General features: G+C 62.9%; 9 protein-coding genes. 8 read left to right on the top strand and 1 reads right to left on the bottom strand.

Annotated features, from left to right (window positions below):
• Positions 1 to 17 precede the first annotated feature (17 nt).
• From CBW50_RS00115 to CBW50_RS00085, 7 genes are all read left to right on the top strand, one after another.
• Complete coding sequence (locus CBW50_RS00115; protein WP_253251885.1) at positions 18 to 3,362, top strand: PAS domain-containing hybrid sensor histidine kinase/response regulator; 3,345 nt, start codon at positions 18 to 20, stop codon at positions 3,360 to 3,362.
• Positions 3,363 to 3,440: 78 nt separating this feature from the next.
• The gene (locus CBW50_RS00110) at positions 3,441 to 3,908 is read left to right on the top strand and encodes a response regulator (protein ID WP_086143963.1); all 468 of its coding nucleotides are present in this window, start codon (positions 3,441 to 3,443) and stop codon (positions 3,906 to 3,908) included.
• 302 nt (positions 3,909 to 4,210) lie between these two features.
• The gene (gene trxA / locus CBW50_RS00105) at positions 4,211 to 4,537 is read left to right on the top strand and encodes a thioredoxin TrxA (protein WP_077408631.1); all 327 of its coding nucleotides are present in this window, start codon (positions 4,211 to 4,213) and stop codon (positions 4,535 to 4,537) included.
• Between the two features lie 156 nt (positions 4,538 to 4,693).
• Entirely contained in the window at positions 4,694 to 5,956 is a 1,263-nt protein-coding gene (rho, locus tag CBW50_RS00100; RefSeq protein WP_034746249.1) for a transcription termination factor Rho, read from the top strand.
• A gap of 281 nt (positions 5,957 to 6,237) precedes the next feature.
• Positions 6,238 to 6,507, top strand: a complete 270-nt coding sequence (locus tag CBW50_RS00095) for a type B 50S ribosomal protein L31 (RefSeq protein WP_034746247.1) — start codon at positions 6,238 to 6,240, stop codon at positions 6,505 to 6,507.
• A 152-nt stretch (positions 6,508 to 6,659) separates the two neighbouring features.
• On the top strand, positions 6,660 to 8,384 hold the full coding sequence (locus tag CBW50_RS00090) for a glycosyltransferase family 39 protein (RefSeq protein WP_086143624.1): 1,725 nt from the start codon (positions 6,660 to 6,662) through the stop codon (positions 8,382 to 8,384).
• Positions 8,385 to 8,581: 197 nt separating this feature from the next.
• Positions 8,582 to 9,562, top strand: a complete 981-nt coding sequence (locus CBW50_RS00085) for a choice-of-anchor A family protein (protein ID WP_086143623.1) — start codon at positions 8,582 to 8,584, stop codon at positions 9,560 to 9,562.
• Positions 9,563 to 9,636: 74 nt separating this feature from the next.
• Here CBW50_RS00085 and CBW50_RS00080 read toward each other — a convergent pair whose 3' ends face one another.
• The gene (locus tag CBW50_RS00080) at positions 9,637 to 11,316 is read right to left on the bottom strand and encodes an AMP-binding protein (RefSeq protein ID WP_086143622.1); all 1,680 of its coding nucleotides are present in this window, start codon (positions 11,314 to 11,316) and stop codon (positions 9,637 to 9,639) included.
• Positions 11,317 to 11,469: 153 nt separating this feature from the next.
• Here CBW50_RS00080 and CBW50_RS00075 point away from each other — a divergent pair, with 153 nt between their 5' ends.
• Entirely contained in the window at positions 11,470 to 13,830 is a 2,361-nt protein-coding gene (locus CBW50_RS00075; protein WP_086143621.1) for a DNA polymerase II, read from the top strand.

Genomic DNA, 13,830 nt, shown 5'->3' with positions numbered 1-13,830 from the left:
GCAGGCTCGCGCGTACGATGCTCGCGGCCGGCATTCCCTTGTCCCTGCCGGCAGTGGCGCAGGCGGCCGTGCCGGCGGCGGCGCACGTGCTGCTGTGGCCGTATGCAGCGGCCAGCGCCACGGCCCTGGCGGGATGGGCATGCTGGCAAGCCTGGCGACTGCGGCGACAATTGCACGGCGCGCGGGCGCCAGCGGACAGCGTTGCCGGAGCGCATGCCCCGCAAGCCTTGCGTGGCGCGGCCATGGCCGCCTGGACCTGGCAACGCCAGTCCGACCAGCTGCTGTTTTCTCCCCTGTACCAGGACGTGCTGGGCGACCGGCAGGCTCGGCTTGAACACACGCTGGCCGACTGGCTGGCCGAAGTGCACCGCGATGACCGCGCACGGCTGAGCCTAGCCTTCCGCCAGCATTTCGACGGCCAGGCGCCGGGCACCTTCAACTGCGAATTCCGCCTGCGCCACAGCGACGGCCACTGGCGCTGGCTGCTGGCGCGCGGCGCCGTGCTGACGCGTGCTTCCGATGGCGCCGCCATCCAGGCCAGCGGCATCGTCTGCGACATCAGCGAGCGCAAGCTCGACGAGGAGTCGCGCATGCGCTCCATGCTCGAAGCGGCCCCCGAAGCCATGCTGGTGGCCGATGTCGAGGGCAAGGTGCACTACGCCAACCAGATCGGCGCGCGCTGCTTCGGCTACCCGCTGGCCGAACTGACGGGCATGTCGCTGGAGCAACTGGTACCGGAAAGCACGGACAGCCACCCGGCCGGCGACCCGCAAGCGCGGCACAGCCTGCCCGGCAGGGTCATGATGGCGCGCCGCCGCGACGGCACCCACTTCCCCGCCAAGGTCAGCCTGTCGCCGCTGCGCATGGCCGGGCAAGTGTTTTCCATCGTCTCGCTGCGCGACATGACGCAGCGCCAGCGCGCCGAGGAAGCCCTGCACGCCAGTTCGGAACGCTACCGCCTGATCGTGCAGACGGCGGCCGAGGGCATCTGGATGACGGATGCGGACGGCAAGACCACTTTCGTCAATCCGAAGATGGCGCACATGCTCGGCTACACGGTGCAGGAAATGCTGAACCGTCCCATGCTCGACTTCATGGACCGCGACAGCCAGCTGCTGATGCAGCGGCGTCTGGCCAGCCACGGCAGCCTGGCCAGCCAGCCGGACCAGGTCGACTTCCGCTTCTTCCGCAAGGACTTGTCCAGCCTGTGGGGCTTGCTGTCGAGCACCAGCATCCAGTCGGAGAACGGCGAACCGGGCGGCACGCTGGCGATGATTACCGACATCACGGAGCGGCGCCAGGCGTCGATCGCGCTGTCGAACTCGAGCCAGCGCATGGCGTCCGTGTTCGGCGCCGTCACCAACGGCCTGGTGGTGCAGGACAGCCACGGGCATATCCTGGAAAGCAATGCGGCCGCCGAGCGCATGCTGGCCGCCAGCCCGGCCGGCAACAGCCTGTGGCAAGCCATCCGCGAGGACGGTTCCGCCTTCGACCAGCGCAGCCATCCCGTGCACATCACCCTGTCGACCGGTGTCGCCATGCGCGACGTGCTGATGGGCGTGAAGCAGCCCGACGGCAGCCTGTCGTGGCTGTCCGTAAATACCGAGGCCATCCGCGATGAATACGGCAAGGTGGGCATGGTGGTGGCCAGCCTGACGGACATCACGTATCACAAACGCAGCGAGAGCGCCTTGCGCGAGCTCAATGAACATCTGGAAGAGCGCGTGGCGCAGCGCACGGAGCAACTGGACCAGGCCAAGCAGGTGGCCGAAGAGGCCAGCCTGGCGAAGGGACAATTCCTGGCCAACATGAGCCATGAGATCCGCACGCCGATGAACGGCGTGATCGGCATGGCCTACCTGGCCCTGAAGACGGACCTGGAGCCGCGCCAGCGCGATTACCTGGAAAAGATCCGTTTTGCCGGCGAGCATCTGCTGGGCATCATCGACGACATCCTCGACATCTCGAAAATCGAGGCGGGCAAGCTGGAAATCGAACGCGTCAACTTCAGCTTCGACCATGTCGTGCAAACCCTGATGACGGTGGTGGCGCCGCGCGCCGCCGGCAAGAACCTGGAACTGCTGTTCGAGATCGACCCGCAATTGCCGGCCGTGCTCGTGGGCGACCCGCTGCGCCTGGGGCAGGTGCTGATCAACTACGCCAATAACGCCATCAAGTTCAGCGAACAGGGCAGCATCACCGTGAAAGTCCACAAGGTGGTGGCCGATGCAAAACACTGCCTGGTGCGCTTTGAAGTGTGTGACCACGGCATCGGCCTGTCGCAGGACGAGATGAGCAAGCTGTTCCAGTCCTTCCAGCAGGCCGACACCTCCACCACGCGCGAGTACGGCGGCACGGGCCTGGGCCTGGCCATCTGCAAGCAGCTGGCCCAGCTGATGGGCGGCGACGTGGGCGTCGACAGCCGCCCGGGCGCCGGCAGCACCTTCTGGTTTACGGCCAACCTGGGCATTTCCGACCAGGCGGCGCCGGCCATGCTCGACAGCATGGTGCAGACGGCGGCGGCCATGCGCGCCAGCGCCGACGCGGCCCTGGTGATGCGCACGCTCAAGCATGCGCGCATCCTGCTGGTGGAAGACAACACGTTTAATCAGCAGGTGGCGCTGGAATTGCTGGAAGAAGCGGGCGCCTCCGTCTGCCTGGCCAACAATGGCGAGGAAGCGCTCGACCTGCTGCGCCAGACGCAGTTCGACTGCGTGCTGATGGACGTGCAGATGCCGCTGATGGATGGCTTGCAGGCCACGCGCCACATCCGCGCCGACCCGCAGCTGGCCCATTTGCGCGTGCTGGCCATGACGGCCACGGCCACCAGCGAGGACCGCGTGCGCTGCCTGGACGCGGGCATGGACGACTTCATTTCCAAGCCCATCCAGCCGGCCATGATGTACCAGACCATCGCCAGCTGGCTGCCGGCGCGCGAGACGCCGCCGCCGCCGGCGCGCAGCCGCGCCGTGCCCGCCTTCAAGACGACGCTGGCCGGCGACCCGCAGGTGATCGACCTGTCCATCCTGGCAAAGTTGCTGGGCTACAACCCGCAAAAGGTGCGCAAGTTCGCCTTCAAGTTCCTGCAGACGACGCAGGATGGCTTTGCCGACATCGACGCGGCCCTGGCGCGCGGCGACGTGGGCCAGGTGCGCGAACTGGGGCACCGCATCAAATCGTCGGCGCGCACGGTGGGTGCGCTGGGCCTGGCGGAACTGTGCCACAGCCTGGAAACCCTGCCGCCGGGCGCGCCGGCCGACGAGGCGGAGCGGGCCCAGCGCATCGTCGCGCGCCTGTGGCCGCTGCTGGACCAGATTACCGAGCAAATCATGAACAACACCAGCTTTGCCAATGACGATTAGCTACCGCCAGTACGTTGCGGCAAGGCGCCGGCATCGACCACGATGCTGCATACAAACCAGGAACAGAAGGACATCACGATGAATAATGTATCCAGTCAACATCCTGAGGCCCTGGCCCAGGGCGAAGCGGGCCTGGCGCCACTGCGCGTGCTGCTGCTCGACGACGACGTCTTCATGCTCGACGTGCTCAGCGACATGCTGGAGCAGCTGGGGCAATTCGACATCCGCTGCGAGTCGCACAGCGAACAGGCGCTGTCCACGCTGAAGCAGCATCAGCCCGACCTGCTCATCTGCGACCTGTCCATGCCCGACATCGACGGCATCGAATTTTTGCGCATGGCGGCCGACAACGGCTTCCGCGGCGGCGTGGTCCTGCTGTCGGGCCTGCATTCGGCCGTGCGCCTGGCAGCCGAACGCCTGGCCGTGGCCAATGGCCTGTATATATTAGGCACCTTCCGCAAGCCGATGGAAAGCGCGGAATTGCAGCTCATGGTGAACATGCAACTGCAGCACACGGCGCGCCTGTCGCACGGGCAAGGACGATAGCGGCGGCCGCCCGACGGGCAGGGATGGAGGCGCTGCAAGCGAGCAGGCATGCGGCTTTGCCGCCCTGCCGGCGGGCGCGGGGTCGATATGCCTCAAGTTTTTCTGCAATAATCGCCACGCTTTGAAAAAATGGGTTATTATTTCAGCCATCCCCGCCTGCATACCTCTGGTCGCACCTTCCAAGAACATTGAAGTCGTGCCCATTGCCCCCATCTGCTAGCTGCATTCCAGGAAGCATGGATGGCGAACCAGCGTATGGTTAATTCCAGGCATTATTGATCCCACCCTCATTTGAGGAAAATATGAGCGAAAATATCAAACACATTAGCGATGCATCTTTTGAAGCAGACGTCCTGAAATCCGACTTGCCCGTCCTGGTGGACTTCTGGGCCGAGTGGTGCGGTCCCTGCAAAGCCATCGCGCCTATCCTGGAAGAAGTGGCCAAGGAATACGCCGGCCGCATCCAGATCGCCAAGATGGACGTGGACGCCAACCAGGCCGTGCCTGCCAAGTTCGGCATCCGCGGCATTCCGACCCTGATCCTGTTCAAGGATGGCGTCGCGGCTGCGCAAAAAGTGGGCGCCATGGCCAAGGGCCAGTTGACCGCTTTCGTCGACAGCAACATTTAATGTATGATAGGCAGCGCTGCGCCCGCAGCGCCGCCTGATTGGATAGACCGGGAAGCGGTTTTCGTACCATTCGTGCACAAGCTTCCCCAATAATTAATCAACGCCACGCAGTCCCCTCCCCTACCTTTACATCCCGTCTCGGGACACTCAACACATATGCATTTATCCGAACTAAAGGCCTTACACGTATCCGCCCTGCTTGAGATGGCGATCGGTCTTGACATTGACAACGCAGCCCGCTTGCGCAAACAGGAGCTGATGTTCGCTATCCTGAAAAAACGCGCCAAGTCCGGCGAACAGATTTTCGGCGACGGCGCCCTGGAAGTGCTGCCTGACGGCTTCGGCTTCCTGCGCTCGCCAGACGCCAGCTACATGGCGTCCACCGACGACATTTACATCTCCCCTTCGCAAATCCGCCGCTTCAATCTGCACACCGGCGATTCGATCGAGGGCGAGGTACGGACCCCGAAAGATGGCGAACGCTATTTCGCACTGGTCAAAGTCGACAAGGTCAACGGCGAATCGCCGGAGATGTCGAAACACCGCATCCTGTTTGAAAACCTGACGCCGCTGCACCCGAACGAGCCGCTGCGCCTGGAACGTGAAATGAATGGCCAGGAAAACATCACCGGCCGCATCATCGACCTGATCGCCCCGATCGGCAAAGGCCAGCGCGGCTTGCTGGTGGCGTCGCCGAAGTCCGGCAAATCCGTGATCCTGCAGCACATCGCGCATGCGATCACGGCCAACCACCCGGACATCACCCTGATCGTGCTGCTGATCGACGAACGCCCGGAAGAAGTTACCGAAATGCAACGTTCGGTGCGCGGCGAAGTCGTCGCCTCGACCTTCGACGAACCGGCCACGCGCCACGTGCAAGTGGCCGAGATGGTGCTGGAAAAAGCCAAGCGCCTGGTCGAAATGAAAAAAGACGTGGTGATCCTGCTCGACTCGATCACCCGCCTGGCGCGCGCCTACAACACCGTCATCCCGGCCTCGGGCAAGGTGCTGACCGGCGGTGTCGACGCGAACGCGCTGCAACGTCCAAAACGCTTCTTCGGCGCCGCGCGCAATATCGAAGAAGGCGGCTCGCTGACCATCATCGCCACGGCGCTGATCGAAACGGGTTCGCGCATGGATGACGTGATCTTTGAGGAATTCAAGGGTACCGGCAACATGGAAGTGCATCTGGAACGCCGCCTGGCTGAAAAACGTGTCTATCCGGCAATTAACCTGAACAAATCGGGTACCCGCCGCGAAGAACTGCTGATCAAGCCGAACGAGCTGCAAAAAATCTGGATTTTGCGCAAGTTGCTGTACTCGATGGACGAGATCGAGGCGATGGAGTTCATTCTCGACAAGATGAAGGCGACCAAAAACAACGCCGAATTCTTCGACATGATGCGCCGGGGCGGGTAAACCTACTGCGCGTCCCGCTCTACGGCCGGTGTTGCTCGCTGTACCTTCGTACAGCTGCGCTACTCGGCCGTATATCGGGCCTGCTCGCTACGGTTTCCCGCTCCCCGGTGCCGGATCGTAGTGCAAGCCGCTTTCGAGCGGCTTTTTTATTGCCTGCGATGGGAAAGCGCTATATAATCGACGGTTGCATTATTTTAAACCCTGGCAAGTGATCGGCAATCGGGTCAAGAAGCAGGAAGACCGACGAAGTGCTGTTTGGCTACCAAACTAGAGAGAAGACCATGAAAGTCGATACCCATCCAGAATACCGCGAAGTTGTTTTCCACGATCTGTCGTGCGATTTCAAATTCGTTACCCGCTCGACCATCCAAACCCGCGAAAAAATCACCCACGACGGTAAAGAATACCCACTGGTGAAGATCGAGGTTTCGGCTGAATCGCACCCATTCTTCACGGGCAAGCACAAAATCGTCGATACCGCTGGTCGCGTCGAGAAGTTCCGTCAGAAGTTCGGTTCGGTTGGTTCGAAAACCGCAGTCGCAGCAGGCTGATTTTTGCCGCTTTGCGGCAAAGCAGGGCAGCTTCGGCTACCAGAGAAAAGGCAGCTTCGGCTGCCTTTTTTGTCTTTGGCCGCTTTACTTTATACTCGCGCATACCCGACGCCATTCGTCGCGTCTTGCCACCATTCTGATACCGATTATCGATGAAGCCAGTCCGCCTTCCCGCCGCCGCCACACTCGCGCTGCCACGATGGGCCTTGTTTGCGCTCGGCCTGCTGTACATCCTGCCTGGCCTGATCGGCCGCGAACCGTGGAAAAACGATGACGCCGCCAGTTTCGGCATCATGTGGTCCATGGCCCATGGCGGCCTGAACGACTGGCTGTGGCCCAACGTGGCCGGCCTGTCGCTGCCCGATGAGGGCCCGCTGGCCTTCTGGCTGGGCGCCATCGCCATCAAGCTGTTCGGCTGGATCGATGGCGACGTCTTCGGCGCGCGCATGTCGACCATCGGCATTTTCGTCGTCAGCACCCTGTCCGTCTGGTACACCGCCTTCAACCTGGGCCGCCGCAATGACGCCCAGCCGCTGCGCCTGGCCTTCGGCGGCCAGCCCGAACCCGACGATTTCGGCCGCACCCTGGCCGATGCCGCCGTGCTCATCTACCTGGGCTGCCTGGGCCTGCTGCAGCACAGCCACGACATCACGGCCGAGGCCCTGCACGTTTCCCTGATGGCCTACCTGCTGTACCGCGCCGTGCGCTACGTGGAAGGCCCGTCCGTGCGCAATGCCGCCCTGCTGGGCCTGGCGCTGGGCGGCCTGACCCTCACGCGCGGCTGGATCACGCCGGCGGCGCTGAGCATCGCCATGCTGCTGTGCAGCGTGTTCCTGCGCCTGCCGCTGCTGCGCAGCGTGCGCCACCTGGCGCTGGCCGTGCTCGTGGCCCTGGCGCTGACCCTGGTCTGGCTGCTGCCAGGCGAACTGCTGCAACCGTACGGCCATTCGCCGCTGCAAGCGTGGATGGAGTGGAATTTCCGCCAGTTCAGCGCGCCCAGCGTGAAAAGCCTGCAATATTTCTTCCGCGTCGGCATCTGGTTCTTCTGGCCCGCCTGGCCGTTCGCCGCCTGGGCCGTGTATGCCTGGCGCCGCCAGCATCACGTGCTGCACATCGTCGTGCCGCTGACCTTTGTCGCCATGCTGGCCATCCTGGGCCTGTGCCACCCCGATCCCGAGCCGAGCCAGCTGCTGCCCCTGCTGCCGCCGCTGGCCGTGATGGCCGCGTTTGGCCTCTTGACCATGAAACGGGGCGCCATCAACGCCATCGACTGGTTCTCCGTGATGGTGCTGACCATCTGCGCCCTCGTGATGTGGCTGTTCTGGTTCGCCACGCTGACAGGCTGGCCGCCGCGCCTGGCCTACAATGCATTGAAACTGGTGCCGGGATTCAAGCCTGAACTGGAACTGGTGGCCTTCTTCGTCGCCGCCAGCGCCAGCGCGGGCTGGGTGGCGCTGGTGCACTGGCGCATCTCGCGCCAGCCTGCCGTGCTGTGGCGCGCCGTGGTGCTGTCTTCCGGCGGCCTGATACTGATCTGGGTCCTGATCATGACCCTGTTCCTGCCCGAGCTGAACTACAGCAAGAGCTACGCCAGCGTGGCGCACCAGATTTCGGTCAACTTGCCGCCTGGCAGCAAATGCATCAACAGCAACGTCGGACCGGCCCAGCGCGCCTCGTTCGCCTATTACGGCCACCTGCCGTTTGCCCATGTGGACCAGCAGCAGTGCGATGTGTTCTTGTTGCAAGACAGCATCAAAATCCCGGACAACCGGGAACAGCTGCCCGAGCACCACGGCGCCGACTGGATCAAGCTGTGGGAAGGCCGCCGCCCCACGGATGACGTAGAGCGCTTCCGCCTGTATCAGCGTATCAGGTAAGCAACAAAAAACCGGGGTCACCCGGTTTTTTTATGTCCGCAAGACAAGCTTCGGCAGCAGAAAAAATGTTGCATTAAAATATAGTTAATTACCTAAAATGAACTAACATTGTTTTTTAGATTATAATAGCGGCCTGCGCGATGGCGGTGTCTTGCTTTCCCGCCCGATTCGTCCCCCAATTCACTATGAGATAGTCCATGAAATTATTTTCCGCCCGTACCTTGCCGCTCATCAGCGCCGCCCTGTTCGCCTTTTCCTTCAGCGCCTCGGCGCAAGCGACCGTGATCGACCTCGGCGTTGCCAATGGTTATTCCGCCTTTATCTTCGGCAACATCGGCAGCAGCTCGGCCACAGGCTTTACCAGCGTCGGCGGCAGCATTGCCGCTGGCGGCAATATCTACCTGGACAACTACAACGTCGGCACGAGCAAGAAGCCAGGCAGCGCCAGCAACGCCATCGTCGCTGGCGGCAACCTGAACACGGGCTGGGGTACGCTTGGCGGTTCGGCCGTATATGGCGTCAGCAATCCCAACGCCACGCTGACGGCGCCACAATGGTTCCCAAAAGACAACATTAGCAAAGGCAATGCCTCCACCCTGAACTTTGCGGCAGCCCAGCAACAATTGACGACGCTGTCGGGCGACGTGGCCAAGCTGCAGTCGAACGGTACCGTGATTTCGCAATACGGCAACATGACCCTGGTAGGCAACGTCAACGCCGACGTGAACATTTTCAACATCGATGCGTCGAATCTGCATAACCTGACCCTGGACCTGTCTTCGCTGAAAAGCACGGCCAGCATCATCATCAACGGCACGGCCACCAACATCACCATGAGCGGCGGCTTCGACAATTTCGGCGCCTTCGCCGACCGCACCTTGTTCAACTTTGCCAATGCCACCACCACCAGCCTGAACAATGTTGGCATCAACGGCAGCATCCTCGCGCCGCACAGCGCGTTCTCGGGTTCGGGCAGCATGAACGGCACCCTGGTCGCCAATTCGGTCAGCTCCATCAATTATGGCCACGTCTCGATGAACGGCTCCGGCTTCAACACCGTAAACGTGTCGGCCGTACCGGAACCCGGCACCTATGCCATGCTGCTGGCAGGCCTGGGCTTGCTGGCCTTCATGCGCCGCCGCACGCCAGCGCGCGCGCCGCAAGCCGCGATGGCCTGAGCTTTACGCTATATCAATAAAAAACACCGGGCCGCGCGAGCGTCCCGGTGTTTTTTTATGTGCCGGCGAAAAACTTAATCCGCGCTCAGTCCCAGGTCCGTCGCCACCTGCTTGCGCAATACATATTTCTGTATCTTGCCCGTCACCGTCATGGGGAATTCCTCGACGAAGCGCACATAGCGGGGAATTTTGTAATAGGCGATCTGCCCGTCGCAAAAGGCGCGGATATCCTCGCTGGTGGCCTGCGTGCCCGGGCGCAGGATGATGCAGGCGCACAGTTCTTCGCCGTACCTGGCGTCCGGCACGCCCACGCATTGGACGTCGAGCACGCTCGGGTGGCGGTACAGGAATTCCTCGACCTCGCGCGGATAGATGTTTTCGCCGCCGCGGATGACCATGTCCTTCGAGCGCCCGACGATGCTGCAAAAGCCGTTCTCGTCGATGACGGCCAGGTCGCCCGTGTGCATCCAGCGCGCCGCGTCGATGGCTTCGGCTGTTTTTTCAGGGTCGCCCCAGTAGCCCTGCATCACGGAATAGCCGCGCGTGAGCAACTCGCCCTTTTCGCCGCGCGGCACGATACGGCCTTCCGCATCGATGATTTTCACTTCCAGGTGCGGGTGGACGCGGCCGATGGACGAGACACGCATCTCGCGCGGGTCTTCGATCGCCGTCTGGAAGCTGACGGGCGATGTTTCCGTCATGCCATACGCAATCGTGATTTCCGCCATGTGCATCAACTCGATGACCCTCGTCATGACTTCCATCGGGCAGGGCGAGCCCGCCATGATGCCGGTGCGCAAGTTCGACAGATCGTATTGCTTGAAATCAGGATGATCGAGGATGGCGATGAACATGGTCGGCACGCCATGCAAGCCCGTGCAGCGCTCGGCCTGCACCGTTTCCAGCACGGCCTTCGGGTCGAAGCCTTCGCCGGGAAACACCATGGCCGCGCCATGCGTGACGCAGGCCAGGTTGCCCAGCACCATGCCGAAACAGTGGTACAGGGGCACGGGGATGCACAAGCGGTCCTGCTGCGTCAGGCGCATGGCCTCGCCGATGAAAAAGCCGTTGTTCAGGATATTGTGGTGCGTCAAGGTGGCGCCCTTGGGCGCGCCCGTGGTGCCGGAAGTGAACTGAATGTTGACGGCGTCGTCAAACTGCACGGTGGCGCTCACTTCTTGCAGGCGCGCCAGGTCGGCGTCCGTGATGCCGTCCATCATGGCGTCGAAGTTGTGCATGCCCGGCGTGGCGGCCGTCCCCAGGCGGATGACGTGGCGCAATTGCGGCAGGCGCGGCGATTGCAGGGCGCCGGCGCGCGAACGGGCGATTTCCGGCACCACGTCCTGCACGATGGCCAGGTAGTCGCTGGACTTGAAGCTGGGCGACAGGATCAGCGCGCTGCACTGCACCTTGTCGAGCACGTATTCGAGTTCCGAACGGCGGTAGGCGGGGTTGATGTTGACCATGATCAAACCGGCTTTCGCCGTGGCAAACTGGGTCAGCACCCATTCGGCGCAGTTTTGCGACCAGATGCCGACCCGGTCGCCCGGCTGCAAGCCCAGCTTCAGCAAGCCGGCAGCCAGGCGGTGCACGCGCTGCTGGAACTCCAGATACGTCCAGCGCACGTTCTGGTGCGCCACGATCAGGGCGTCGTGCTGGCCGTGGCGGGCGGCGACGCCGTCCAGGTAGGCGCCTATCGTTTCGCCGATCAACGGCGTCTCGTGGGCGCCGTGTACATAACTCATTGCTTGCATACCGTCTCCAGGATGATGGCGCTTCAGCGCTCTTCTTGTGGTGATAGACATCAATAGCAAAAATTATAGCCGCAACCGCACCCGCCCGGCAGTGGCTTGCTGTAATGTGCAGGCCGGTGCACACTCCCGGCGCACGATACCGACACGACAGGCATGGACAGCACAGCATCCCCTCCCGCACAGGGCTTTATCCTCACCCGCCACTGGCGCGATACCCGCGACGGCACGGAGGTCGATTTCTGGCTGGCCACGGACGCCGGCCCCCGCCATGTGCGCCTGCCCGTGCAGACGTCGGTTGCCTTCATTCCCATGGAGCAGCGCGAACAGGCGGAACGGCTGCTGCGCGGCGAGCGCCACGCGGAGCTGCGCCCCCTGTCGCTGTGCGACTTTCATCATCGCCCCGTGCTGGGTCTGTACTGCAAGCAATACCGGCACTTGCTGAAGCTGGAAAAGCAGCTGCGCGCGCACGGCGTCGACGTGTACGAAGCCGACATCCGCCCGCCCGAGCGCTACCTGATGGAGCGTTTTATTACGGCGCCGGTGAGCGTCAATGGAGAAGCCGGGCAGGAAGTGCAGCTGAAACCGGCGCCCGGCTACCGGCCAGGCTTGAAACTGGCCTCGCTCGACATCGAGACGACGGCCCATGGCGAGCTGTACTCGCTGGCCCTGGAAGGCTGCGGCCAGCGCCAGGTCTACATGCTGGGGCCGCCAAACGGCGGCAATGAAACGCTCGATTTCGACCTCGAATACTGCGACACGCGCGCACAGATCCTCGAGCGCCTGAACACCTGGATGGAGCGCCACGATCCGGACGCCATCATCGGCTGGAACCTGGTGCAGTTCGACTTGCGCGTGCTCAAGGAACATGCTGAGCGTTATCAAGTGCCCTTGAAACTGGGCCGCGGCGGCGCCGTGATGGAATGGCGCGAACATGGCGGCAGGCAGGAACACTATTTTGCCGCCGCCGCGGGACGGCTGATCATCGACGGCATCGAAGCGCTCAGGTCGGCGACGTGGAACTTTTCCTCGTTCAGCCTGGAAAACGTGGCGCAGACGCTCTTGGGAGAAGGCAAGTCCATCGACAATCCCTACCAGCGCATGGCCGAGATCGACCGGCGTTTCCGTGAAGACAAGCCCGCGCTGGCGCGCTACAACCTCAAGGATTGCGAGCTGGTCACGCGCATCTTCGCCAAGACGGAATTGCTGACTTTTTTGCTGGAACGGGCCAGCGTGACGGGGCTGGCGGCCGACCGCAGCGGCGGCTCCGTGGCCGCGTTTGAACACCTGTATCTGCCGCTGATGCACCGGCAAGGTTACGTGGCGCCCAACCTGGGCGATGTCTCCGGCGACAACAGCCCCGGCGGCTTCGTCATGGATTCCCAGTCGGGCCTGTACGACTCCGTGCTCGTGCTCGACTACAAAAGCCTGTACCCGTCCATCATCCGCACTTTCCTGATCGATCCCGTGGGGCTGGTGGTGGGCACGAACGGCGATGAGGCCGATACGGTGCCCGGCTACCGGGGCGCGCAGTTTTCGCGCGTGAAACATTGCCTGCCCGCCATCGTGCAACAGGTGTGGCAGGGCCGCGAGGCGGCCAAGCGCGAGCGCAACGCGCCGCTGTCGCAAGCCTTGAAAATCATCATGAACGCGTTCTACGGCGTGCTGGGGTCCAGCGGCTGCCGCTTTTTCGATCCGCGCCTGGCTTCGTCGATCACCCTGCGCGGCCACGACATCATGCACCGCACGCGCGAGCTGATCACCGGGCAGGGTTATCAGGTCATCTATGGCGATACGGATTCCACCTTCGTGTGGCTGAAAACGGCGCATACGGATGAAGAGGCGGGCAAGATCGGCCGCGCCCTGGTGGCGCATGTGAACGCCTGGTGGGAACGCCACCTGCGCGAGGAGTTCGGCCTCGACAATGCGCTGGAACTGGAATTCGAGACGCATTACCGGCGTTTCCTGATGCCCACCATCCGCGGCTCGGAAGAAGGCAGCAAGAAACGCTACGCGGGTCTCGTGGGCAAGCCGGACGGCAGCGAGGACATGGTCTACAAGGGCCTGGAAACGGTGCGCAGCGACTGGACGCCGCTGGCGCAGCAATTCCAGCAAGAGCTGTACCGGCGCATCTTCCAGCGCGCCGCCTACCAGGATTATGTGCGCGACTACGTGGCGCGCACGGTGCGCGGCGAGTTCGACGCCTTGTTGGTCTACCGCAAGCGCTTGCGCCGTCCGCTCGACGATTACCAGCGCAACGTGCCGCCCCATGTGCGCGCGGCGCGCACGGCGGACGCCTACAACCTGGCACAGGGCCGGCCGCTGCAATACCAGAACGGCGGCTGGATCAGCTATGTGATCACGGTGGCGGGGCCGGAACCGCTGGAGACGCAGCGCTCGCCCATCGACTACCAGCACTACCTGACGCGCCAGCTGCAGCCGGTGGCCGACGCCATACTGCCCTTCCTGGGCGACGACTTTTCACGCCTCGTGTCGGGCCAGCAGGATTTGTTTTAG

The organism is Janthinobacterium sp. GW458P (assembly GCF_002127585.1).
Lineage (GTDB): Bacteria > Pseudomonadota > Gammaproteobacteria > Burkholderiales > Burkholderiaceae_D > Janthinobacterium.
The sequence above is the reverse complement of the archived record's forward strand: the minus strand, read 5'-3'. Positions and strand labels throughout refer to the sequence as shown.

Excerpts from the sequence above, each read along its gene's own strand:
- rho (WP_034746249.1), top strand. The coding sequence starts at position 4,694 with ATGCATTTATCCGAACTAAAGGCCTTACACGTATCCGCCCTGCTTGAG.
- CBW50_RS00115 (WP_253251885.1), top strand. The coding sequence starts at position 18 with ATGCTCGCGGCCGGCATTCCCTTGTCCCTGCCGGCAGTGGCGCAGGCG.
- CBW50_RS00085 (WP_086143623.1), top strand. The coding sequence starts at position 8,582 with ATGAAATTATTTTCCGCCCGTACCTTGCCGCTCATCAGCGCCGCCCTG.
- CBW50_RS00110 (WP_086143963.1), top strand. The coding sequence starts at position 3,441 with ATGAATAATGTATCCAGTCAACATCCTGAGGCCCTGGCCCAGGGCGAA.
- CBW50_RS00080 (WP_086143622.1), bottom strand. The coding sequence starts at position 11,316 with ATGCAAGCAATGAGTTATGTACACGGCGCCCACGAGACGCCGTTGATC.
- trxA (WP_077408631.1), top strand. The coding sequence starts at position 4,211 with ATGAGCGAAAATATCAAACACATTAGCGATGCATCTTTTGAAGCAGAC.
- CBW50_RS00075 (WP_086143621.1), top strand. The coding sequence starts at position 11,470 with ATGGACAGCACAGCATCCCCTCCCGCACAGGGCTTTATCCTCACCCGC.
- CBW50_RS00095 (WP_034746247.1), top strand. The coding sequence starts at position 6,238 with ATGAAAGTCGATACCCATCCAGAATACCGCGAAGTTGTTTTCCACGAT.
- CBW50_RS00090 (WP_086143624.1), top strand. The coding sequence starts at position 6,660 with ATGAAGCCAGTCCGCCTTCCCGCCGCCGCCACACTCGCGCTGCCACGA.